21 protein-coding genes, 1 pseudogene and 1 riboswitch are annotated in these 21,351 nt (G+C 59.8%); of the genes and pseudogenes, 12 read left to right on the forward strand and 10 right to left on the reverse strand.

What is annotated here, in order from left to right:
• Positions 1-2 precede the first annotated feature (2 nt).
• Positions 3-674, reverse strand: coding sequence for a response regulator transcription factor (locus tag VY732_RS16955; protein ID WP_077572555.1), 672 nt, complete (start codon positions 672-674; stop codon positions 3-5).
• Positions 675-874: 200 nt separating this feature from the next.
• Here VY732_RS16955 and VY732_RS16960 point away from each other — a divergent pair, with 200 nt between their 5' ends.
• The 6 genes from VY732_RS16960 to VY732_RS16985 all read left to right on the forward strand — a co-directional run bounded on the left by VY732_RS16960 (position 875) and on the right by VY732_RS16985 (position 7,010).
• Positions 875-1,891 carry a GlxA family transcriptional regulator gene (locus VY732_RS16960; protein ID WP_077572554.1) on the forward strand — a complete coding sequence of 339 codons (1,017 nt, stop codon included), beginning with the start codon at positions 875-877 and terminating at the stop codon, positions 1,889-1,891.
• 130 nt (positions 1,892-2,021) lie between these two features.
• Positions 2,022-2,393: a response regulator transcription factor gene (locus tag VY732_RS16965; protein WP_077572553.1), complete on the forward strand. Its 372-nt coding sequence runs from the start codon at positions 2,022-2,024 to the stop codon at positions 2,391-2,393.
• Between the two features lie 294 nt (positions 2,394-2,687).
• Positions 2,688-3,890 carry an NAD(P)/FAD-dependent oxidoreductase gene (locus tag VY732_RS16970; RefSeq protein WP_077572552.1) on the forward strand — a complete coding sequence of 401 codons (1,203 nt, stop codon included), beginning with the start codon at positions 2,688-2,690 and terminating at the stop codon, positions 3,888-3,890.
• 52 nt (positions 3,891-3,942) lie between these two features.
• Positions 3,943-4,872 carry an MBL fold metallo-hydrolase gene (locus VY732_RS16975; protein WP_331691244.1) on the forward strand — a complete coding sequence of 310 codons (930 nt, stop codon included), beginning with the start codon at positions 3,943-3,945 and terminating at the stop codon, positions 4,870-4,872.
• A gap of 205 nt (positions 4,873-5,077) precedes the next feature.
• Positions 5,078-6,427, forward strand: coding sequence for a HEAT repeat domain-containing protein (locus VY732_RS16980; protein ID WP_331691245.1), 1,350 nt, complete (start codon positions 5,078-5,080; stop codon positions 6,425-6,427).
• Positions 6,428-6,533: 106 nt separating this feature from the next.
• On the forward strand, positions 6,534-7,010 hold the full coding sequence (locus tag VY732_RS16985) for a short chain dehydrogenase (RefSeq protein WP_077572549.1): 477 nt from the start codon (positions 6,534-6,536) through the stop codon (positions 7,008-7,010).
• 47 nt (positions 7,011-7,057) lie between these two features.
• Here the strand turns inward: VY732_RS16985 and VY732_RS16990 are convergent, their stop codons facing one another.
• Positions 7,058-7,492 carry a DNA methylase gene (locus VY732_RS16990; RefSeq protein WP_077572548.1) on the reverse strand — a complete coding sequence of 145 codons (435 nt, stop codon included), beginning with the start codon at positions 7,490-7,492 and terminating at the stop codon, positions 7,058-7,060.
• A 194-nt stretch (positions 7,493-7,686) separates the two neighbouring features.
• Between VY732_RS16990 and VY732_RS16995 the strand changes: the two genes are divergently transcribed.
• Entirely contained in the window at positions 7,687-7,935 is a 249-nt protein-coding gene (locus VY732_RS16995; protein WP_077572547.1) for a DUF6555 family protein, read from the forward strand.
• A 2-nt stretch (positions 7,936-7,937) separates the two neighbouring features.
• On the forward strand, positions 7,938-8,330 hold the full coding sequence (locus tag VY732_RS17000) for a GFA family protein (protein ID WP_331691246.1): 393 nt from the start codon (positions 7,938-7,940) through the stop codon (positions 8,328-8,330).
• A gap of 81 nt (positions 8,331-8,411) precedes the next feature.
• Here VY732_RS17000 and VY732_RS17005 read toward each other — a convergent pair whose 3' ends face one another.
• Positions 8,412-9,419 carry an NAD(P)-dependent oxidoreductase gene (locus VY732_RS17005; RefSeq protein WP_331691247.1) on the reverse strand — a complete coding sequence of 336 codons (1,008 nt, stop codon included), beginning with the start codon at positions 9,417-9,419 and terminating at the stop codon, positions 8,412-8,414.
• 501 nt (positions 9,420-9,920) lie between these two features.
• On the opposite strand from VY732_RS17005, the pseudogene VY732_RS17010 reads away from it, so the two are divergent.
• Positions 9,921-10,236, forward strand: a pseudogene (locus VY732_RS17010) (DUF6124 family protein).
• Positions 10,237-10,373: 137 nt separating this feature from the next.
• On the opposite strand, the gene VY732_RS17015 reads toward VY732_RS17010, so the two are convergent.
• Entirely contained in the window at positions 10,374-11,588 is a 1,215-nt protein-coding gene (locus VY732_RS17015) for an aldose 1-epimerase family protein (RefSeq protein ID WP_331691248.1), read from the reverse strand.
• A 389-nt stretch (positions 11,589-11,977) separates the two neighbouring features.
• Between VY732_RS17015 and VY732_RS17020 the strand changes: the two genes are divergently transcribed.
• From VY732_RS17020 to VY732_RS17030, 3 genes are all read left to right on the forward strand, one after another.
• Positions 11,978-12,196 carry a hypothetical protein gene (locus VY732_RS17020; RefSeq protein WP_331691249.1) on the forward strand — a complete coding sequence of 73 codons (219 nt, stop codon included), beginning with the start codon at positions 11,978-11,980 and terminating at the stop codon, positions 12,194-12,196.
• A gap of 210 nt (positions 12,197-12,406) precedes the next feature.
• A complete protein-coding gene (locus VY732_RS17025) occupies positions 12,407-13,408 on the forward strand; it encodes an acyltransferase family protein (RefSeq protein WP_331691250.1) in 1,002 nt (333 codons plus the stop codon).
• Between the two features lie 134 nt (positions 13,409-13,542).
• Complete coding sequence (locus VY732_RS17030; RefSeq protein ID WP_331691251.1) at positions 13,543-14,010, forward strand: thiol-disulfide oxidoreductase DCC family protein; 468 nt, start codon at positions 13,543-13,545, stop codon at positions 14,008-14,010.
• Here VY732_RS17030 and VY732_RS17035 read toward each other — a convergent pair.
• The 6 genes from VY732_RS17035 to VY732_RS17060 all read right to left on the reverse strand — a co-directional run bounded on the left by VY732_RS17035 (position 13,994) and on the right by VY732_RS17060 (position 20,939).
• Positions 13,994-14,485, reverse strand: coding sequence for a DUF2269 family protein (locus VY732_RS17035; RefSeq protein ID WP_034155435.1), 492 nt, complete (start codon positions 14,483-14,485; stop codon positions 13,994-13,996). The genes VY732_RS17030 and VY732_RS17035 overlap by 17 nt on opposite strands.
• Before the next feature lies 1 nt (position 14,486).
• Positions 14,487-15,614, reverse strand: coding sequence for a saccharopine dehydrogenase family protein (locus tag VY732_RS17040; protein ID WP_331691252.1), 1,128 nt, complete (start codon positions 15,612-15,614; stop codon positions 14,487-14,489).
• A gap of 186 nt (positions 15,615-15,800) precedes the next feature.
• The gene (locus VY732_RS17045) at positions 15,801-16,475 is read right to left on the reverse strand and encodes an autotransporter outer membrane beta-barrel domain-containing protein (RefSeq protein ID WP_331691253.1); all 675 of its coding nucleotides are present in this window, start codon (positions 16,473-16,475) and stop codon (positions 15,801-15,803) included.
• A gap of 405 nt (positions 16,476-16,880) precedes the next feature.
• Complete coding sequence (locus VY732_RS17050) at positions 16,881-19,358, reverse strand: TonB-dependent siderophore receptor (RefSeq protein WP_331691254.1); 2,478 nt, start codon at positions 19,356-19,358, stop codon at positions 16,881-16,883.
• 109 nt (positions 19,359-19,467) lie between these two features.
• Positions 19,468-20,421, reverse strand: coding sequence for a FecR domain-containing protein (locus tag VY732_RS17055; protein WP_116029725.1), 954 nt, complete (start codon positions 20,419-20,421; stop codon positions 19,468-19,470).
• Entirely contained in the window at positions 20,418-20,939 is a 522-nt protein-coding gene (locus VY732_RS17060) for a sigma-70 family RNA polymerase sigma factor (RefSeq protein WP_116029724.1), read from the reverse strand. Before VY732_RS17060 ends, VY732_RS17055 begins: the two co-directional genes overlap by 4 nt.
• A gap of 136 nt (positions 20,940-21,075) precedes the next feature.
• Positions 21,076-21,281, forward strand: a riboswitch (cobalamin riboswitch).
• Positions 21,282-21,351: the final 70 nt, after the last annotated feature.

Consider the following 21,351-nt stretch of genomic DNA (forward strand, 5'->3'; position numbering starts at 1 on the left):
GTTCAAGCGTTGCGCCGCGCCGGCTCGATGCCCAGGGCTTCGGCGATGCGCACCAGATCCGCCACCGAGCGTGCCGAAAGTTTCTTCATCATCTGGCCGCGATGAACTTTCACCGTCACTTCACTGAGGTTGAGTTGCGCGGCGATCTGTTTGTTCATCAGCCCGACAATGACAAAACTGAGCACCTCACGTTCGCGCACCGTCAATGTCTCGTAGGCCTGGCGCATAACCGCGCCAGACTGCTCGGCAAGCAACCGCGCACTGTCGCGGGCCAGCGCGCTGGCCACGGCGTCGAGCATGTCCTGATCGCGAAACGGCTTGGCGAGAAAGTCCACCGCGCCGGCCTTCATCGCCTTGACGGTCATGGCGATATCGCCGTGTCCGGTCATGAACACAATGGGAATGCGCACGCCGGTCTTTTCCATCTGCTCCTGTAAAGTCAGACCGCTTTCACCGCGCAGGCGCACATCGAGCACCAGGCAACCGGGCACGTCACGTTTGGCCGATGCGAGAAAATCCAGGGAGGTTTCGAACGTCTGCACCTGCAGGCCGATGGAGCGCAGCAAACCGTCGAGAGCCTGGCGCATCGAGGCGTCGTCGTCGACCACATAAACCACTGGCTCGCGCAACGTCGGCGGGTTGGCGCTGGGGCTGGAATGCGACCACAGGGTCATACTGTCTCCTCGGCGAGATCGCAACGCGTACGATGTGCAGGTGAATAAATCTAGTCCATGATGGCAAACGCAGCCAGAGGCCAGCCAAACGGTCGCACAGCAGGCTAGCAGTCGGCACGCGTTGCCGACAGGCCAGAAAACCCTGAAAATCGGCCATGTCGCCTCCGCCCCACTTCAGCCGATTGAACAGGCAGATTTTGATGTCCAGCGCCTTCCCACAGCCTCGCACTTCTGCCGCGCAATCACGCGACGTGGTGTTCATTGCCTACCCGCGCATGAGCCTGCTCGACCTCAGCGGTGCACAAACGGTGTTCTGGGCGGCGAGCAAGGCCTTGGCCGAACGCGGTCAACCCGGTTATCAACTGCACACCGCCAGCCTTGACGGCGGTTTGGTGTACACCGTCGAAGGTCTGGCCGTGGATACCCGCGCGCTACGCGATCTGGACATTGCCACGCTGGACACCCTCGTCGTCCCCGGTGCACCGGACATCTGCCAGACCCTCGATGAGCACGGTGAACTGACCGATTGGCTGCGTCGCGAGGCTCCGAGCGCGCAACGCGTGGTTTCGGTGTGCAGCGGCGCGTTTCTGCTGGCCAAGGCCGGTCTGCTCGACGGCTGTCGCGCCGCGACGCATTGGGCCATGTGCGAAACGTTGCGCGAGCGCTTCCCGGCGATCGAAGTGGATGCCGATGCAATCTTCATCCAGCAAGGCACGGTGTGGACATCGGCCGGAGTCACGGCCGGAATCGACCTGGCGTTGGCGTTGGTCGAAGCTGATGTCGGCCGCGAAGTGGCTTTGCAGGTCGCCCGCGAACTGGTGGTGTACCTCAAACGCCCCGGTGGTCAGGCGCAATACAGCACACTGCTGCAAGCGCAAGTGCAGGAAAGTCCGTTGTTCGACTCACTGCACCTGTGGCTGATGGACAACCTCGGCGATCCCAAGCTGAGTGTGGAGCGTCTCGCCGAGCAGGCCAGAATGAGCCTGCGCAATTTCACCCGGGTCTACAAACAGAACACCGGCCGCACGCCGTCCAAAGCCATCGAATTGTTCCGCCTCGAAGCGGCCAAGCGTCTGCTGGAAAACTCAACGCACAACATCGACAAGGTCGCGCGTCTCTGCGGCTTTGGTGACGAAGAGCGGCTGCGCGCCTGCTTTCAGCGGCACCTGTCGATTTCACCGCGTGATTACCGCAGCCGCTTCAGCCGTGAAGGCTGATGGCCGGAACGGCTGAGGGCCAAAGGGGCTCGACCGACTATACCTAGGTATAGTTTTGCGCCGGTGCGGACGGCGTATGGTGGAAGGACGACAGGAGTCGCCATACGTGCCCATCCGACCAGGGAGCCCTATGCACAACACGGTTGTCATTGCAGTGGTGGACGACGACAAGGCCATTCGCAGTGCGCTGGCAAGCTTGCTGCGCGCCAGTGGCTACCGAGTGCAGACCTATTGCGGCGCCCGCGCGTTCCTTGCATCGACAGACCTTGCGCAGGTGCACTGCCTGATTTCCGATATCCAGATGCCCGGCATGAGCGGACTGGAACTCCTTGAAGCGTTGCGCGCGCAAGGCTTGCGCATTCCGGTGATTTTCGTCACTGCTCATCCCGATGACGTGAACACCCGAGTCCCCGAAGTGGTGGCTTGCCTGCCCAAGCCCTTCCAGGCCGATGACTTGCTTAGCCATATCAAACAAGCCCTGAGTAAAACCCCTCCCGTGTAGGAGCTGCGAAGGCTGCGATCTTTTGCTGTTGCCTTTTAAAAGCAAGATCAAAAGATCGCAGCCTTCGGCAGCTCCCACAGTCGATACCTTCGTATACCCCCCTTCAACACATGCGTAATCGACGCACACCGATGGACAACTGCGCCCACAGCCCTCACGCCGTAGCATTGTTTTCGACAGCGGGCGACTAACCGCCATGCAGTACGGCAAGCGGTTTGCGGCGGCCAGTGATCGTCGCGCCAGAGTCGAAACCACGACTCGGTTTATCCATCCATCAGCGTCAGGGAGCACATTATGAAACAGCAATTATTGGTGATCGGTGCAGGGTTCGGCGGACTCTGGAGCACGTTGAGCGCCGCGCGTTTGCTGGACATGCATGACCGTCACGACGTGGAGATCACTCTGCTCGCCCCGCAAGCCGAACTGCGCATCCGTCCGCGTTTCTACGAACCCGACGTGCACAGCATGTATGCGCCGCTCGACGCGCTGTTCGACGCTGTCGGTGTGCGCTTCGTCAAAGGCACCGCTGAAAGCATCGATGGCCAGGCACGTCGCGTCGGCTATCGCGATGAAAACGGTCGCCCGGGCGAACTTTTTTACGATCGCCTGGTGCTGGCCAGCGGCAGCCAACTGGCCCGTCCGCCAGTGCCGGGTCTGAAAGAACATGCCTTCGACGTTGACCAGATCGAATCGTCGGCGCGGCTGGAACGCCACCTGATCTCGCTGGCCAGTCAGCCGGCCAGCAAGGCCCGCAACACGGTGGTCATCGCCGGCGGAGGATTCACCGGGATCGAAACCGCGACCGAAATGCCGGCCCGTTTGCGCGCCATTCTGGGTGAGGGTCAAGACGTTCGAGTGATCATCGTTGATCGCAGCAAAGACATCGCCGCGACCATGGGCGACGGGATTCGCCCGTCCATCATCGAAGCCTCGAAAGAACTGGGCATCGAGTGGATCGTCGACGCCTCGGTCGCCGGCGTGGATGCCAACGGCGTAACCCTCGCCGATGGCCGCCACATCGAAAGCAACACGGTGATCTGGACCGTGGGTTTCCGCGCCAGTCCATTGACTGAACAGCTCAACGCCGAACGCGACGTCCAGGGTCGTCTGCACGTCGATGGCAACCTCAAAGTGCAAGGTCTCGATCACGTATTCGCCGCCGGCGATGTCGCCCGCGCCGCCACCGACGACGTCGGTAACTTCTCGGTGATGTCTTGCCAGCACGCCATCAGCCTCGGTCGTCACGCTGGCAACAACGCCGTCGCCGATCTGCTCGGCGTGGCGCCAACCACTTACCGTCAGCCGAAGTACGTTACCTGCCTTGACCTGGGTGCCTGGGGCGCCGTGTACACCGAGGGCTGGGATCGCCAACTGAAACTGGTGAAAGCCGAAGCCAAAGAATTGAAGACGCAAATCAACAGCGTGTGGATCTACCCGCCGGCCGCCGAGCGTAGCGCCGCGCTGGCCGCTGCCGACCCGGCAATTCCGGTGGCTTGATCGCCCCCTTCAACCTCGAACCGATGTCTTGCCTGAGTACAAGGAGAACACCATGACCGTGCATCTGGATTCATTCACCGCCAATAGCGCCACCCTGCAAACCCCGCCCGAAGAACTGGTGCCGTCGCGCTACGCGCTGCGCCTGGGTGACATCGACGTGATGGTGATCAGCGACGGCGTCCTGCCGCTGCCGACCCAGACCATGTCGACCAACGCCGATCCCGAAGCCCGTGCTGCGTGGTTCAAGGAGATGTATCTGGGCCCCGACGCATTCGACTGGGCACTTAACGTGCTGGTGGTGCGTAGCGGCGAACAGGTGATCCTCGTCGACGCCGGCCTCGGCGGGCAGTTCCCCGGTTTCCCCCGCGCCGGACAATTTCCCAAACGCCTCGCGGCGGCCGGTATCGACCTACGCGATGTCACCGACATCGTGATCACCCACATGCACATGGACCACATCGGCGGCCTGCTTGTCGACACGGTGAAAAACCGTCTGCGCGACGACGTGCGCATCCACGTCACCGCCACCGAAGTCGACTTCTGGACCTCGCCGGACTTCACTTATACCGACATGCCCGCACCGGTGCCGGATGTATTGCGCTCCACCGCCAACGCGTTCATCCAGCAATATCAAAGCAAACTGCGCATCTTCGAAGACGCGTTCGAAGTCGCCCCTGGCGTCGTCGCCAAACTCACCGGCGGCCACACCCCGGGCCACTGCGTGGTCTACGTGAGCTCCGGCGACGAACGCCTGACCTTCGCCGGCGACGCCCTGTTCCCGGTGGCCTTCGACCACCCGGACTGGCACAACGGCTTCGAGCACGACCCCGATGAAGCGGTGCGCGTGCGCGTGCGGCTGCTGCAGGAAGCTGCGGCCAGTGGCGAACTGTTTGTCGCCACGCACCTGCCGTTTCCATCGGTGGGCCGTGTTGCCGTGAATGGCGAGGCGTTTCGCTGGATTCCGGCGATCTGGGATTATTGATCGCGATTGCGTTGTGCACCTTCGCCCGGCCTGTGTCGGGCGAAGGTGTGTCTGGGCCATGGACAATCCATCCGGAATCATGGCGACGCGCCGTGGCTCGTCGCACTGCCCGGATGGCAGCGAAGATATTTTGTGCTCGGGCGCCAGTCGCGTAGGCTGACGCTTTTGCGCAAAACAATTTGCCCCCGCAAGGACGCACTGCCCGATGAACACCACACAAGACTGGCTGACCCGGTTGGCACGCAAGCAAGGACAGCCTGCCACTTATGAGGACTTCCGACGCAACGACGCGCTGGAAATACTCGCTCACGTCGGCAGCACCGGCACATGGGCAGACGTAAGTAATCACGCCAACGGTTTTGTTCGTGAAGTCGCTGTGCGAGAAATGTGCAGGCAAGCGTCTGCCGAAGCATTGGCGGTGTTGATCGAACGCCTGAACGATTGGGTCCCGCAGGTGCGCGAATTGGCGGCGGCGGGCCTGCAACACTACCTCTCCCCTGTTCATACCCAGGCCTGGTTGTCCGCTCTCGAACCCTTGATGGCATTGGCAGCGCAACGCCGAGTCGACCACAGCCAGACCTTATCGACGGTTCGCGCAATGCTGCAATCGGCGAAATGCCGGGACGAGGTGTACGCCGATTTCTTGGATCGCCAAGGCAAAGCCGCGCGTTACCTGTTTACGCTGTTGCTGGAAAATCCTGAGAACCCCGAAACCCTGCTCCGCAGCGCTTTAGCTCATCGCGAGTTGACCGTACGTTTGATGGCGGTGTCGGCGACTGCAATGTTGCCGGCGCCGCAAAGTCTGCCGTTGCTCCTTGAAGCGATGTCACGGCCCCGCGGCAAAATCCGTGTGCGTGTGCTTCATGCGCTGCTGCCGCTACTCGCCGATCCGAAACCTGTACTGCACGAAGCCTTGTTGGATGTGTCACCTGCCGTCCGCAATCTGGCGCTGTGGGCGGCACCGCGTAACGACGTTGATGCGCACGCGGTCCTCGCCGAGCGCTTGAGTCAGCCGTTACCCACGGCAAAACAACACTGGCTGGGCGTGATCGGCCTGACCACTGAACTCGCTGGCACGTTGCCAGAGCACTGGCACGCCCGCGCATTACGCTCGGCTTTTGTTACCGTGCGACAAGCCGCCGCGCGCCTGCTTCGCGATGATCAATTGCCTGAACTGTTCGCGGCACTCGACGATCCGTCGGATAAAGTTTTTTCGGTGGTGATTGCGCGACTGGACAAAGTGTCCTGGCCGCTGTTGATCCGTGGAGTGAAAGCCAAACTTGATCAAGACTGGCATGAACTCCCGTTGGCGCGGCGCAGCGCCACTTTCCAACTGCTGCCGACCTGGCAACAAGTCGGCTACTTGTTAAGCCGCCTCGACACGGGGCACGCCGGACAAACCTACTGGATCGGCCAAATCGAATCGTGGTGCGACAGGCAATATCTGGTTGTCGATCCGGTAACACCGAAGGCAGAGCGCGAAACACTGCGGGAAAAAATTCGGGAGTTGACGGCAAAGGGACTGATCCGCTCAGGCGTACGTTTGCTCTCCTGAATGATCCAGGCTGTTGATCAAGACAACCCGCTACCTTTCCTCCTTTACATGGAACGACGGTCGCTCCCTGTTCTCTACCGCTGAACCTACAGCGGAGGGATTGACCATGATTGCCCCTGAAACCGGTATGAAACCGGGTGAGCGTTATCGCATTGAAAGCGTCGAGCGCGCGCCGCAATTTTCCGGATTTTTCCTCGATGGCAAGTATTACCTGGGCCCCGAGTTGCAAACGGCCGTGGGCTGGCTTGAAGGGCAAAAATTCCTGTATGACCAACTCGATCCCAATGGCGAACCGGTTTATCCGGACAGAATCGTCGGCACTATCACCGCACGGACACTGGAGCTGACAGACGGCCTGCGTCTGAGCATCGAGGAAATGCCGTTTCAGGCAGAGGTCGTTACGCCATTGCAGACGCTTGACGAAATAGCTATTGAAACCCGACCTCGGGCGATATCGCAGCGGCACACAGCAGCAGGCTTGCGCCAACCGATGCAACCTTCGGCGCTCCTGGTTGCAGGCGCTGCATTGCTGGTCGGGCTGTGCCTGTTGGCGATCAATCGTTCTGGTCGTCGAGTGAGGTAGCCTTCGAATGATCCCGGCAGTGACCGTGACTGGATTGCTGCCTGCGATCAAAAGCCAAGTACAGCGCTTGCTTCGCGCATGAAGATTTCCACGGTTTTCGGACCGATGCCGTCGAACTCCGCCAGCCGTTTCTCAAACGCCTGGCGATCAGCGCTGGCCTCGACCATATGGCAGACCTTGCCCGCGTACTCGTCGTTTAACCGGCGTGCCAAGGCGTGAAGCCGTACGGCGGTGGTCTCGTCATAACGCACGTAATGCGCTTCCCCGAGCATCGCGACCAGTTCACGATGGCTGCACGCGGCCAGTTTGCGCGGTGTATCGCGCCCGTGTTTATCGGCAATCACCCGATAGGCTTCTGCAGCGATTTCGGCCTGTATCCGCTTGCCCATCAGGAAACTGGCAAGCAGCCATTTGAACAGGGAACCGTCATCGTTGTGCTTGAGCTGAATGTTCAAATCCCTGGCACTGATCGTCTTGGTCACCGGCTACCTCCGGGGTTGAAATCGATTGGATTTTTCGTCCCCTTGTCTACTCGGCAAGGCTTGATCTTTAGGCTTGCGCCCGCTCCAGCCGTTCAACTCAAAACAATTCTCAGCAGCCTGAAACAAACTCCGAAAATCCTTTGAATTTTTTTTGTCGGCAAAACTCATTTGCGTATGAGCGTAAGGAGGAACGCATGAGCAACGTCGACATCTTCGTCATCGAATACAAACTTCACGGCCAGCCAAAATCATTCGTCATCCGCGCGAAAACCATGCGCAATGCCGATGCCTGGCATTGGGCGAGTTGCGATGCCGGCATCGCGCCAATTCCCAAACCCGGCAAACCACCGTTGAAGGTCATCTCCAAACCCCAGGCCGAGCGCTTTGGCATTACCGAAGTGAAGTGGCGTGAAACGGCGACCGTGGACTGGACAGAGGCATAGCCATGCTCAAACAAATCGGTAATACGCTGATCCGCCGTGATCACCGCGCCAGTTGCCATTGCGGCGCCGTGATTCTCGAAATCCACCTGCCCGAAGGCCTGCCCACGCCGCACCGCTGCGACTGCTCGTTCTGCAAACGCCGAGGCGCGATCGTTGCGGCGGTGCCGGCGGCTGACCTGAAGGTGATTCGCGGAACATCGGCGTTGTTGAAGTACAGCTTTGGCCAGCAAGTGGCCGAGCACTTTTTCTGCGGTAACTGCGGCATCTACACCCATCACCGACGTAGCAGCAATCCGCAGGAGTTCGGCTTCAATGTGGGCTGTCTTGAAGGGGTCAATCCTTATGATCTGGGCGAGGTGCCGGTGGCGGATGGTGGGGAGTGGCACTCGCCGTGAGGGCAAATTACCGCTGGCGAACACATCAAGGTTTGCCAGCGGTTCAGTGGGCAAGATCGGCATTACCGAAAGAAGCCTGCCTTAATGCTCTTGCAGGTTTATAAGCTCACCGCCCTCCCTGCTCAGACGCTCCAGATACGCACCGGCATCGAGCAACTGATAAGGGAAGTACAGACCTGCCGGAGTGGGTGGTTTGCCATCCAGCCCGAGCAGTCGTTCCAACAACATGGCCACGCTGAGCCCTGTCAACGCTGCGGCACCTGCCGGGTGAACGACGGCATGCCGTGTGTGCAACGTCCGACCCTTGCGATCCTCGCCGACCATTTCGATGAGAATTTCGGTCGACATCGGCCGACCCGCGCGCCGCGAAGAACTGACCCCGCTGGCGAGATTGAATTGCACATTCAGCGCATCGGTGGCAGCCGCCAGCCCAGTGACATCGATGGACGAGAAACCGCTGGCTTGCATCGGCGTACCGTCCAGCGCACGGAAGCTGACGTTCTTGTCCGCCCCTTCGCGCCAAATGTAATCCCCGTCGCGCCGAGTCAGGGCGGCGGGCAGCATCTTGTTCAGGTGTTCAAAATCCTCGGCCACGGCCGGCCCGCCGCCGTCCTCCTCGTCGACCAGCGCATCAATGCGGATATCGCGCACCCGGGAAAACGCCTCAGCAATGTGCAGCGCCGCCACCGTCGTCGCGCCCACCATCCACTCATAACCCAGCACGATGAGCGCCGCGTCAGGGCGATGAATGAAGCTCGCGATTTGCGGCGCAATCTCGAACACGCCAGAAGAAATGCTCAAGTGCGGCACCTTGCGTTGCTGCGCGAAACGCAGTCCGGCCAGGGAATGATCCATATAGAAAACCGCCACGGCGCTGACCGGGCGATCGCCCAACCCCAAGTCGTCGGCAGCAGGATCAATGACCACGCCCTGCGCCCCGCCCATTTCCTCGGCGGCTTGTTGCGCCTTGGCTTGGTCGCGCCCGCCGATCAGCAACGGCACGTCAGGATAGGCAGCACGCAACGCTTCGGCAGAACGGTGGCCGATGGCGCCGGAACCACCCAGAAACAGAATCGGATGAACTGACATCGGTATCCCTCCTCGTCTTTTTGGGTTGCAACTCAGTGTTGGTGCGTGCCCTGTCATGAGGGTTCCACACCATTGCCTGAGCTGGAGGACGGACCGACGAATGTCATTTTGGATGGCGCGTTGATGAGGCTTGTTTAGGAGTTTTCTCTGACTGTTTAAAAGACACGTCGCGTTACCTGCTTAAGGCTACAACGTCTTGCGCCGTTGCCTACGACTACGACTACGCCAGAATCCGCCGGCTTGTGCGTCTGGGGCGCGGGTTTTATCGTTTCCGGGTCACTGAAAAACAGTGATGGGGTTTGGTAGCCCGCTCTCATATGACGCATAACGTCACCGTGCGCAGATGCTTTTTCAGCATTTGTCTTATGGTGGCCATGCGCAGGGCGTCCTCGGGCGCGCCGGATTTTCCATATGGGCCGGTCTACCAACCTTCGTATGGCCACCACCTTTCGTTTGGTAGCGAAGGTGATGGTTCCTTAAGTCCCATATGGAGCTTCATCTATGTTCAAACCAACGCCGAATCCACCAGAAACCGATCCAGTCTCACCCTACAAATTCCCGGACTCCCGAACCCTCAACGACGCCGCCGAACGCGCCCTCGATTACTACCTGACGCCAACCCAACGCCGACTACGACAGCGAGTCCCTGCTGGTTAACGCCAGCGAGTCCCTCAGCTCAGCCACCGAAATGCTCTGCAACTTCGCCGCCCTCCTGGACCCAGGCCACCGCAAAACTGCGCTGGGCATTGCGCAAGTGGTGATGCTGGGGGAATTGGCGGTGAATCGAGCGCTGGATAAGGTTGTGCCGGTGGATTGAGGGGTGATCCCTTTGTGGCGGCGGTCAGGTATCCGCCACAGAGGGATCAAGAACGCTTAATGCGCCTGCTTTTGGCCAAGAGCCGACAGTCTCTGTCATTGCGAGCAGCTCATCGGCCGACAATGCCTTGGCCGGTGTCACTCCTTGGTCAGATCAACCAACGGCGTCTGCCGCACCTCGGTCTCGCGTCCACCCTGAATTTCGCTCACCTGCTTCAAGGCCTTGTCCACTGCCGCCTTATCCGCCAACAAGCTGTAGCTGATGCGGAACTGCTTGTGTTCCTTCGGCCCGATTGTCGGCACCAGGTTCAGTGGCCGCTGATAACGGCGGTTGTAGGAAAAACTTGTCCCCGGCTCCAGCCCCGTGACATATCCCTGGCCTTGGGTATCGGTGTTCTTCCACAGGGAAAACACCGGCAGTGTTTGCGTATTGAAGCCAACCGAAACGCCAAGGCTGCCGGCCTTGTTATGCAACACGGTCAACGTATCGCCCTTGGCATCGGCGTACGGCACCACGTTGTAAACCGTTTCGTCGTAGTCCTTGGTCGGTGCGCGGTAGGTTTGCCATTCGGGCAGATCGCCCTTGGCCTTGTCGTTGAACGGCGACACTTGCTTTACTGGCGCGGCGAAACGAGCACCCTGCTCCAGGAACGGGGTGCTGAAGTTACTGTGATACAGCGCCTGGTATTCCTTCGGATAGTCGCCGTTGTTGGTCAGGGTGTCGTTGAGGTCGAACACGACGCGGCCGGGTTCGGTGACCAGTTCCGTCGCGACGGAGAAGTCGACCTTCTTGAACGCCTGCTCTTTCAATTCGCCGCGCAGGGTGATGGCGTACGGTGGTGTTTCATCGATGTGCAGAGTGACTTTGTTCGCAGGAATATTGGCGGCTCGACCGTGCAGGGTCAGCAGCTCGCCGTTGTCGACGCCGGGGTGGCCGACCCATTCGTATCCGCAGCGGGTGACCAGCTCATTGAAACCTTCCAGCCAGCCCAGACCACCGCGGCCATTGAGTTCGATGAAGGACGGATTGACCACTTCCTTGACCGGCGAATCCCAGCCCATGCGCACATTGCCGACCGAGGCCTGCAAGACATTCATTCCCCGTGTCGGCACTACCGAGAGTTTCATCGTACCGTTATCGATGTCGACAATGCTGACGCCCTCTTGCCGACCGCCATGCAAGGTGCGCAGGGTAACGCTGAAGGGTTTGTCGGTTTTTATGCCGAGTTGCTGGCTGGTGATCTGCCAGTTCTGGGCGGCTTTGTCGGTGTCGAGCAGAACGTAATCCCAGGCCATGGCGTGGGAGGCAGCGGACAGTGCGCTGAGGGCAACAACGAGTTTGAGCGGGGTCATGGCAGCAGCCTTTCTTGGAGTTGTGCGCTTTTTATAAACTGGGTGAAACGTTTCAGCAAGCTTAAATGGTGACGCTACGCTGGTGTATGTCGAGAAAGATTTTGGATAACCAGGAAAATCGAATCGACACACTGTCGCAAATCCGCCGCTAACTTCTCACGCTCTCTGGAAACCACCGCCACCGGCCCATTCGCCCACGGTCAGCAGATAGTGGCCGCTCAGGGACGTCCGATTTCGGCCAGAAGCGACCGGTCTGCCTGATAAATAAATCCGTCCCCATTCCAGCCGGCAATGAGTTCCCCTTCCTTGAACCGTGAAGGCAATGTGATAGCATGCGTTCGCCCCCGGAGAGGGGGAATTTTTCTACATCCTGCAAGGAATATGCCCCCGTGAAAGACTTCGTCATCAGCGTCAACAACACCGTCCTCTATCTCTCCCTGGCGTTCATCTGGCTGGTCGCTATCGTCGCGATTTTCACCAGCGGGTTCCTCCCGGCGCTGGGTATCTTCGTGGCCGGCGCCCTGTGCTGGTGCATCATTTCCGGCTTCTGGTTCGTCCAGTCGGCGACCTACGAAGAACTGCGCAAGCTAAACGCAAACAAAGGCTGAAACGTCAGGGTGGAGCCGTAAGTGCCCCGCCCTACCCTGAGCGCTTGGTTCCGTGCCGAGCGCTCTCGCCCACTGCGAATGGCTCGCATAAATCCCGCATTCTCCGAAATCCTGAAATTCCCTAGCCCCGAGCGCAGAGAAAAACCTGTCATCCCCCCAAAAACCATCGTAATTTACCCGCCATAACTACAAGGTCGTTTGGGGATACACGTGGGAGCCTTCCGTTTGCTTTTGGCCGTCCTGGTCGCTGTTTCGCATATGGGCAAGACGTTCATGGGGTTCAACCCAGGAGTGGTTGCCGTGATTTCCTTCCTGCTCATCAGTGGTTTCGTGATGACCTCACTGATCGAGCGCAACTACAAGGCCCCCGAGAAAGTCGGCCGGTTCTACCTGGACCGAGCCTTGCGTCTTTATCCGCAATTCCTGTTCTATTTCTTCGTCTCTTGTGCGGTGATCTACTTCCTGCTGCCCGGCACGCCACAGTGGGCCGAACTGACCTTCAGAAACATCGCCGCGAACCTCGCGATCGTGCCCCTCGGTTTCTATATGTTCGGCGCAAGCGGAACGTGGATTTTGCCTCCGGCCTGGTCGCTCGGGCTTGAGGTGTGCTTCTACCTGGTGATCCCGTTCCTGCTCATCTACCGAGCACGGGGCGTTGCTTTCGCGTTGTCCGTCGCGGTGTTCATTCCCGCGTGTCTTGGATTCATCAACACCGACTACTACGGCTACCGTCTGTTGCCGGGCGTCCTGTTTATATTCCTGTGTGGCAGCTACCTCTACAAACCGCAGGCGAAGGGTCTGGCAATCGCCACAGGCACCGCCGTGGCGGCGGCCATGATCGTCGTGGCGATCATGGCGGGCTGGATCGACCGCCGACCGTTCAACGCCGAAGTGGCCGCAGGCATTGCCCTGGGCATCCCTGCCGTGTACTGGCTGACAAAACTGAAATTTCACCGGTTTGACGAATTTCTGGGAAACATCAGCTACGGCGTGTTCCTCAATCACTTCATGGTGATTTACTTCCTGCACGGCTTTTGGCCGATCACCTCATTCGATTGGGCCAGGATTGCAACGGTATTGGTGCTGTCGTTCTTGTTGAGTGGTGTTTCCTACTATTGCGTCGAGCGGCCGGCGTTGAAGTTTCGCCATACGCTTCGGGCCGGTTCCAAGGATCGAGTCAGGGACATTCACGGGGGTGAAGCAGCGGTTTGACATCGTCGGGAGGCAGATCACGCGTCTAAACGGGGTCTGTTCCTTATATCCACGGCTCTGCCTGAGGCAGTTATTCGCGAACAACTGCTTGCGGCGCTATGATCGCAACACCCGACCTCTTGAACACAAACCCTATGCCCTCCGAAAAAAACCGCCCGACCCCCGCCCCGTTCCTCAACCCCGGCGAATCCGTGGTCTTGTTCGATGGCGTGTGCAAACTCTGCAATGGCTGGGCGCGTTTTTTGATTCGCCACGATCATCAACATCGCGTACGTCTGGCAGCGGTGCAGTCGCCGGAGGGGCAGGCGTTGCTCGCGTGGGCCGGCCTGCCCATAGATCAATTCGACACCATGGCCGTTATTCGTGATCGTCACTACTGGGAACGTTCGGACGCGTTCCTCGAAGTCATCAGCCAACTACCCGCCCGTTGGCAGCCATTGCGCCTGCTGCGCGTATTCCCTCGTGGACTGCGCGACTGGGCCTACGATCGCATTGCGCTGAACCGCTATCGGCTGTTCGGCAAGTACGACACTTGCCTGCTGCCGAACCCTGATCATGAACAGCGCTTCCTGAAAGCCACCGCACCTACACCAGAAAGTTAAACAACTGCACCGGCGTCATCTTCGTGACCATCATCAGTACGATGACAAACATTCCGGCGAAACCCATCACACCCATCCAGAACCATTTCCGGTAGACGGCTTGATACTGCTCATCCAGCCCCGCCCCCACTTCGCTCGCACTCGTCGCCATCACACACAGCCGCTTCTGCAGGAGCAACACTGGCAACCACAGCGAGCCGACGCACAGAAAAATGATCAACGAGGTCAGCACCCACTCGGTGCTCATGCTCAGCCCCGACAGGCGCATCAGCAGATACCCCGTGATGATCTGCACGAACCCGGCCGGCGTGGTGATCCAGGTGTCAAAGCCCACGACCATGCGCGCAACGTGGGCAATCACTTGTGGATTGCGCGTGCGGCTGGCGGCGATCAGGTAGAGGTAGGAACCCATGCCGAAGCCGAACAGGAAGATCGCGGCGATGATGTGCAGGTACTTCAGGCACAGGTAGAGCATGTCAGCGCTGCCCGTCCGAGAACTGCACGGCCAGACTCAGGTTGGCCGGATCGTTGATCGCGGCCATGTACTCAGCGACGCTGATTTCGCCCACGCACGGTCGGGCGCCGGCGGCCGGCACGTAGCCTGAAGCCATTTTTGTCGCCAGGGCCACGGCGGCGCAGCTGGGGATTTCCGGGCCTTTGTCGTTCAGGGCGGTGAGTTGCGCGGTCATCGACAGCGGTTTGCCGTCAACGCCAAGGCCCTGCACGTCGATGTACATCGCACTTTTGCCATCGCCGAAACGCTCGAAATGCGTGCCCAGGCGATGCAGTCTGCCGGCCCACAAGGCATGGTCGCGCACCAGCCCGACTTTCAGCGCCTGAGCCAGCAGACCGTTGGCAACGCCGCCAAGTTTAAGCCCGGCGCCAGCCTTGAACTTCAGGGTCTGCGCGCCATAACGACCGGCGAAGATGTCCATGTCCGGCACATCAACGTTGGCCAGCAGACGCGTGCCCATCTGCGGCATTTTGCGCAAGGTCAGGTCCAGCCAGCCGGACACTTCATGCACCTTGCCGTTTTTCAGTTGCTTGATCGGTTTGCCGGCGTAAGCGAGTACACCTTCGATGGTCGACAAGCCCGGCATTTTCGCCGATGAGGAAATGCCGTGTTCGATCGAGTCGATGCGGGAAAAACGCTGACGCTGTTCATCGATGATTGCCGACGACAACGTCGGCACCGAGCTGCAACCGCTGAGGATCGCCACGCCGGCCTGCTTCGCTCTCGCGTCGAGAACGTGAATGCCGTTGACGAACGTGCGGCAGTCAGCCAGGTCGCAGTAATTCACACCGGCGTCGATGCAACTTTCGGCGAGCGCATAGGATTGCCCCTGAAACGGCCCGCCGGTGTGCACGACCAGTTGAATATTCATCGCCCGCAATGCGGCTTTGAATTCGCTGCCCATGGCATCACCGCACCAGCCTTCGCAGACGTTACCCGATTGGCTGTTCAACTCATCGAGTTTGCGCTGCAATTTGCGCGGGTCACGACCCGAAAGCACCAGGCCGATGTCCGGCATCAGCGCCAGATGCCTGCACACGATGCTGCCGAAATTTCCGTAACCACCGACCACCATCACCCTGAACGGCATGCAATTCTTCCCTAAGTCATTCCATCAAACAGGCGGGAAGAATATAGGGCTGAACGTCAGCAAGCCATCCACTGTAGGCCTTCGCCTGCTCGCGATAACGGTGTGTCAGGTGTTCATTTGCTATCTGACACACCGTTATCGCGAGCAGGCGAAGGCCTACAGGGTTATGCGGTGTACCCGAGTGCGCTAGAAATTGATCTTCAACCCCAACATCGCGTCATACCCGTGGCTGTCACCGTCGAACCCCTGGCGATAGCCGGCCGACGCGGTAAACGTGGTGCGCTGATTGGCCTGGTAATCCACCCCGACATTCACTTCACCCCACGTGCCCTGAATGTCGGATTCGAACGGGATGTACCCCGACTCGGAGGAAAACTCGGTTTTCGGCTGCCCCTTGAATTCATGCCAGATACTCGGCCGGATCCACCCATTGGTGCGCCGTGCGCTCTTGTCGACGCCTTCGGTGTCCCAGTCCTTGGCGATGCGCACGCCGGCGCGGCCGATCAGTGAATCGACGTCCTTGAAGCGAACTTTCGCGCCGACGTCATCACTGCTGTCCAGATCGACGTAGCTGTAGATCGCCTGCAATTGCGGCTCGATGTACCAGTCTTTGTCGACTTCGTACGGGTAGCCGTTTTCCAGCGATGCGGTGTAGCCCCAGCCACGGGTTTTCAGTTTGGCCAGGTCGTTGGGTTTGGCTTCGATGTCGAAGCGGTTGACTTGCAACACGCCGTCCAGATACCAGCCGGACGGGCCGAAGTGCGTCCAGTAGGCGCCGACGCCGTAAGCGCGCAAGGTGTCTTCGCCGGCGGCGCTCCGAGTGTAGTGGCTGACGCCAGCGTCGATGGTCCCGGCGGACAACGACAGCCCGAACAGGTTTGCGAAACGTTGTAAGCACCCGCCGCCAAAGGCCCGCATGCGGCCTGAGCGTCTGCGAGCATCAGGGTGTTGGCCATGGCGACCAGTAATGCGTTGCGAATGAAATGCGGGGCGTGCCCGCCGTAAGAATGGCCGCTGGCACCTTGCATGAAAACCTCCCTGTTCAGCTATCTCCACCACTGAGTGGCCACTGTCGACAACAAACGGATATGGCCTCGAGATTACAGTTATAGACCTTAGTAGCTATTTCAAAAGAAGGAGAAAAACACGACAAGCCTCACAGCAAAGCAGCCGGTGCGCGCGCGCAGGGTGACCGGAAGGTGCTGAACCCACTGACACACCTCTGCACTCAGGACGGACCGGCGCTTGCAATCAATTCAGGCTGAACTAGAAACTCGCCTTCACCGACATCATGAAGTTGCGGGGATCACCGTAGTAGCTGCCGAACGTCTCGGTACCGATGGTCGAGTAGTAACGCTTGTCGAACAGGTTGTTGCCGTTGAGCGCGACCGACCAGGTGTCATCGATGCGGTAGCCGATGCGACCGTTCCAGATTGCATAACCCGACTGGCTGATTTTCTCGCCACTGGCGGGTGAGACGCGGAAGTTGTCGCTTTGTGCATTGACCCCGGCGCCGAGGGTAAAGCGCTCAAGCGCGCCACTCAGCGCGTAATCGCCCCACATGCGCAGCACGTGTCGCGGCACATACGTATTGAACGCGGCACCGGTCAGGCTGCTGTCGATGTCGTCCAGGGTCTTGGTCTGCGTGTAGGTGTACCCCGCGAGCAGTTGCAGGCGTTCGATGACTTCACCGCTGATCTCGGCTTCAAAACCTTGTGCGCGAACCTTACCCGCATTGAGGTAGCAATAGCCGTCGGACGATGGGCAGGACGAGTTGTAGTCGGTTTGCGCCTGATCTTTCTGAATCGTGCGGAACAGGTTGAACGAGCCGTTGAGTCGACCGTCGTACCAAGCGCCCTTGATCCCCAGTTCATAGCTCTGGCCCACCAGTGGCTTGAGCGCCGCGCCGTCTTCGGAACGGTAGTTGCCTTGCGGCGTGAAAATGTCCGAATAGCTGACGTAAGCCGTCAGGTTCTCGTTCAAATCCAGCAGAACCCCGGCAAACGGTGTGACCTGGCCGGTTTCCGTCGAGCTGGAATGCTCCGAAGTACCGCTGTTGATGAAGTCCGAATCAGTCTCAGAGCTGTACCAGCTGACCCGCCCACCGACGACCAGCGTCAACGGATCCGCGAGTTTCAGGCGTAACGTCGAGTAAACGCCCTGCTGTTTGGTCAGCGAATTGACCGGGCCGCCGCGCGAAGAGTTTTCGATGAAGTAACTGTCGTCCGGCTCAGGAATATGTTTGTCGGGATTGAACACATTCTGCCGCTGCGGCAAAAACGCCACGGAGTAGAAGTCGTTCTTTTTCGAACGGCTGGCGTTGGCGCCCACGATCAGTTCATGTTGCTGACCGAATGCGTCGAACTTGCCATCGACGTACGCATCCAGGCCGTAGTCGACCTGATCGTAGTCGTACATGCTGCCCAGCATGCCGGTGGTGTTGACGCCCGGAGTCACCGCACCGGAAGCAAATGCGTATTTGATGTCCTGCGTGTTTTTTGTGTAAACGCTGGCGACCTTCAGGCTCCAGTCTTCGTTGATCTGATGCTTGAGATCACTGAACACCGTCGTGCGCTGGCTGCGCCAGGTATTCCACGACGGATCCAGGCAAGTCGAACGACTGAGTTTCAAATCGCTGCGATCCTTGTAGCGCGGCAGACCGCCCCAGCACGGATTGGCATCGACGTCTTCATAGGCGACACCCAGTCCGAGTGTGGTGTCGGGGCTGACGTCAAAGTCGAGCGCGCCGTAATACACCTGATCCTTGCGGCTGGCGTCGTCGACAAAGTAATGCCGGCTCTGCTCGGCGACCACGGCGCGGCCACGTATGGTGCCAGCGTCATTCAACGGGCCACCGGTGTCGACTTGTCCGCGATAATTGTCCCAACTGCCGCCCGACAAGGTGATCTCGGTTTGCGCTGTGGCCTGCCCGCGTTTGCGCACGAAGTTCACCCCGCCGGCGGTGCCGCCCGAACCTTTCATCATCCCGGCCGCGCCGCGAAGGATCTCGACGCGGTCGTAATAGGCCATGTCACCGCTGAAACTGTCGGCCTGAACGTAGAGGTTGCCCATGTCCAGCGGCACGCCGTCGTACTGATACTGGCCCGACATGCGAAAGCCACGGGAGTAGAAGTATTTGCCGCCCATGGTCGAGTCGTAGACGGTAACCCCCGGGGTCTTTTCCATGACCTGATCGATGGTGTTGAGGTTCTGGTCGTCGAGCATTTTGCGCGTCATCACCGTGACCGATTGCGGGGTCTCTCGCAGCGAGTGCTCGCCTTTGCCGATGGTCACCGCGCCAGTAGTGTACGAGCCGCTGTTTTCCGTGGTCGCGCCGAGCAACTGGCCGTTGATGTTGGTGGCCCCCAGTTCCAGCGCCGAACCGACTACCGGTGCCGGCCGCAGCACATAGGTGCCATTGGCCTGCGGTTCGGCTTGCAGGCCGCTGCCGCCAAGAATCCGCGCAAAGCCTTCGCTGGTGCCGAATGCGCCTCTGAGGCCAGGGGATTTCAGGCCATCGGTTTGTTGCGCATCAAACGAAATCGCTGCCCCCGCCGCACTGGCGAAATGGCTGAGTACTTCGGTCAGGCTGCCAGCGGCAATGTCGAAGGATTTAACCGAACTCTGTTGCGCCGAAAACGGCGCGGCCAACGTGGTCGTCGACCAGACGCCGGCCGTCGTTGCCGCCAGTAGTCCGACCTTCACCGCGGTCGCCAGACGACCAGACTTGTACACCCGAGACATGCTTACCCTCCCCCAGAAACGCTGAATAAAAACTCATTGAGGGATGAGCCGAACGGTGTGCGTGAAAAGTGCAAACGCTGTAAAAAACATTTCCGGTTCACGGTGCCCATCACTGGGCAGGCGGCGACACGTTGACCCAATAACGGCTGTAGCGCGTGATGCGCAAGGAGAATCCACTCTCCAGCGCCGCCAGTGCGAGGTCGGTGTTGTCGATCGGGAATGCGCCGGAAACCTTCAGTTGGGCGATCCGCGCATCACACCGCAGCACGCCATGGCGGTAACGCGAAATATCCGCCAGCAACTCGGCCAGAGGACGGTTGAGCGCGATGATGCTGCCTTGCTGCCAGGCACCGACCGACGCATCGTTGCGGCGAATCGCGCCTACCGCACGACTGTTGAAAGCCACTGATTGTCCGGCTTCCAAACGCACGGTGGAGCCACCGCCGGCCGAGCTGACTTCGACCGCCTTCTCGACAACCGACACCTCGCCACCGCTGTCCTGTGAGCGGACGATAAACCGCGTGCCCAACGCCAACACTTGGCCATGCCGGGTCAATACTTTGAACGGACGCTGCGACGAATCGGCCGCGGTGCTCAGCAGAATCTCGCCCCACAGTAATTCCAGGGTCCGCTGGCGACCGTCGAAACGCAGATTGACCGAGGTGTCGGTGTTGAGCAGCAAGGCACTGCCATCGGCCAGACGAAACTCGCGCCGCTCGCCCACGCCGGTACGGAAATCGGCCAGCAGGTTTTGCGACGGCTCACTGCGCCAGCCCAGCCAGCCCAGCGACCCGGCCGACGCCAGCAGCACCACGCTGCGCAATACCTGCCGCCGGGATCGCTCGACCCCGCGCAACGCCGGTGCCGCCAATGCGCCCGGCACGCTGGCCATCTGTTCGCCGACCGCCGCCATCTGCTGCCAGGCTTGCTGATGGGCAGGATCGGCGCGCAACCAGTCGTTCCACGCAGCGCGGTCGGCCTCGGTGGCGATGCCGGAATGCAGACGCGCGTACCAGCGGGCAGCGGCGCTGATCGCTTGCAGTTCGGCGGGCGACAGGCTCATGCCAGTTGCATCTGAATCTGCATCAGACAGCAATGCTCCATGGCCTTGGCCATGTAGTTGTTGACGCTGCGCACGCTGATGTTCAAGCGCTCGGCAATCTGCGGGTAGGTCAGGCCATCGAACTGCGACAGGATGAAGGTCTGCTTGACCTTCGGCCCCAGCCCTTGCAGCAGACGGTCGATTTCCACCAGCGCCTGCAGCAGGATCGCCTGCTCTTCCAGCGAAGGCTGTTGCTCTTGTGGCATGGCCGCCAGCGCTTCCAGCCAGGATTGCTCCAGCGAACGGCGGCGGAACAGGTCAACGAGCAAGCCTTTGGCGATCATCGACAGGTAAGGACGCGGCTCGCGAATCTCCAGAGCGCTGCGGGCCTTGATGACCCGAACGAAGGTGTCCTGCGCCAGATCGGCCGCATCGAAAGAGTTGCTCAGACGCTTGCGCAACCAGCCTTTCAACCACCCGTGATGGTCGCAATACAAGTCATTGACGGCGCTGCGCAGGGATAATTCGTCGGCGGACATGAGGCTGGAATAATTCGCGAGTGATAATGACTCTTATTGTCTGGCGCGCGACGGGTGCTTGGCAATAGGCAACTTTGGCCATTTGCATACCCATAACCCGGGTCCCGAAAGTTGACGAACGGTCATTCGAATGTTCAGATGCCGCCCAGTTTCAGGTGTCCCATGCCGCCGTGCATGGGGTGAAACGGGAAACCGGTACGTTCTTTTCGAACAAGTCCGGTGCTGCCCCCGCAACGGTATGCGCGTGATGCTTTCGATACACCACTGTGGCCAGACGGCCATGGGAAGGTGAAAGCCTCGATACGCGCGAGCCCGGAGACCGGCCTGAAATTTTGTTTGGCAAAATCCTGCGGTGGGCGGGCATGGGCCGGTATTGGCTGTGCGCGATGCCTTCTCCTGCATGCTCTTCTGC

It is taken from the genome of Pseudomonas sp. ZY71, assembly GCF_036542145.1.
Lineage (GTDB): Bacteria > Pseudomonadota > Gammaproteobacteria > Pseudomonadales > Pseudomonadaceae > Aquipseudomonas > Aquipseudomonas koreensis_A.

Excerpts from the sequence above, each read along its gene's own strand:
- VY732_RS16965 (WP_077572553.1), top strand. The coding sequence starts at position 2,022 with ATGCACAACACGGTTGTCATTGCAGTGGTGGACGACGACAAGGCCATT.
- VY732_RS16975 (WP_331691244.1), top strand. The coding sequence starts at position 3,943 with ATGACCGTGCATCTGGATTCATTCACCGCCAATAGCGCCACCCTGCAA.
- VY732_RS16980 (WP_331691245.1), top strand. The coding sequence starts at position 5,078 with ATGAACACCACACAAGACTGGCTGACCCGGTTGGCACGCAAGCAAGGA.
- VY732_RS17035 (WP_034155435.1), bottom strand. The coding sequence starts at position 14,485 with ATGCTCTACCTGTGCCTGAAGTACCTGCACATCATCGCCGCGATCTTC.
- VY732_RS17030 (WP_331691251.1), top strand. The coding sequence starts at position 13,543 with ATGCCCTCCGAAAAAAACCGCCCGACCCCCGCCCCGTTCCTCAACCCC.
- VY732_RS16970 (WP_077572552.1), top strand. The coding sequence starts at position 2,688 with ATGAAACAGCAATTATTGGTGATCGGTGCAGGGTTCGGCGGACTCTGG.
- VY732_RS17005 (WP_331691247.1), bottom strand. The coding sequence starts at position 9,419 with ATGTCAGTTCATCCGATTCTGTTTCTGGGTGGTTCCGGCGCCATCGGC.
- VY732_RS16955 (WP_077572555.1), bottom strand. The coding sequence starts at position 674 with ATGACCCTGTGGTCGCATTCCAGCCCCAGCGCCAACCCGCCGACGTTG.
- VY732_RS17055 (WP_116029725.1), bottom strand. The coding sequence starts at position 20,421 with ATGAGCCTGTCGCCCGCCGAACTGCAAGCGATCAGCGCCGCTGCCCGC.
- VY732_RS16995 (WP_077572547.1), top strand. The coding sequence starts at position 7,687 with ATGAGCAACGTCGACATCTTCGTCATCGAATACAAACTTCACGGCCAG.
- VY732_RS17015 (WP_331691248.1), bottom strand. The coding sequence starts at position 11,588 with ATGACCCCGCTCAAACTCGTTGTTGCCCTCAGCGCACTGTCCGCTGCC.
- VY732_RS17050 (WP_331691254.1), bottom strand. The coding sequence starts at position 19,358 with ATGTCTCGGGTGTACAAGTCTGGTCGTCTGGCGACCGCGGTGAAGGTC.
- VY732_RS17040 (WP_331691252.1), bottom strand. The coding sequence starts at position 15,614 with ATGCCGTTCAGGGTGATGGTGGTCGGTGGTTACGGAAATTTCGGCAGC.
- VY732_RS16960 (WP_077572554.1), top strand. The coding sequence starts at position 875 with ATGTCCAGCGCCTTCCCACAGCCTCGCACTTCTGCCGCGCAATCACGC.
- VY732_RS17060 (WP_116029724.1), bottom strand. The coding sequence starts at position 20,939 with ATGTCCGCCGACGAATTATCCCTGCGCAGCGCCGTCAATGACTTGTAT.
- VY732_RS16985 (WP_077572549.1), top strand. The coding sequence starts at position 6,534 with ATGATTGCCCCTGAAACCGGTATGAAACCGGGTGAGCGTTATCGCATT.
- VY732_RS17000 (WP_331691246.1), top strand. The coding sequence starts at position 7,938 with ATGCTCAAACAAATCGGTAATACGCTGATCCGCCGTGATCACCGCGCC.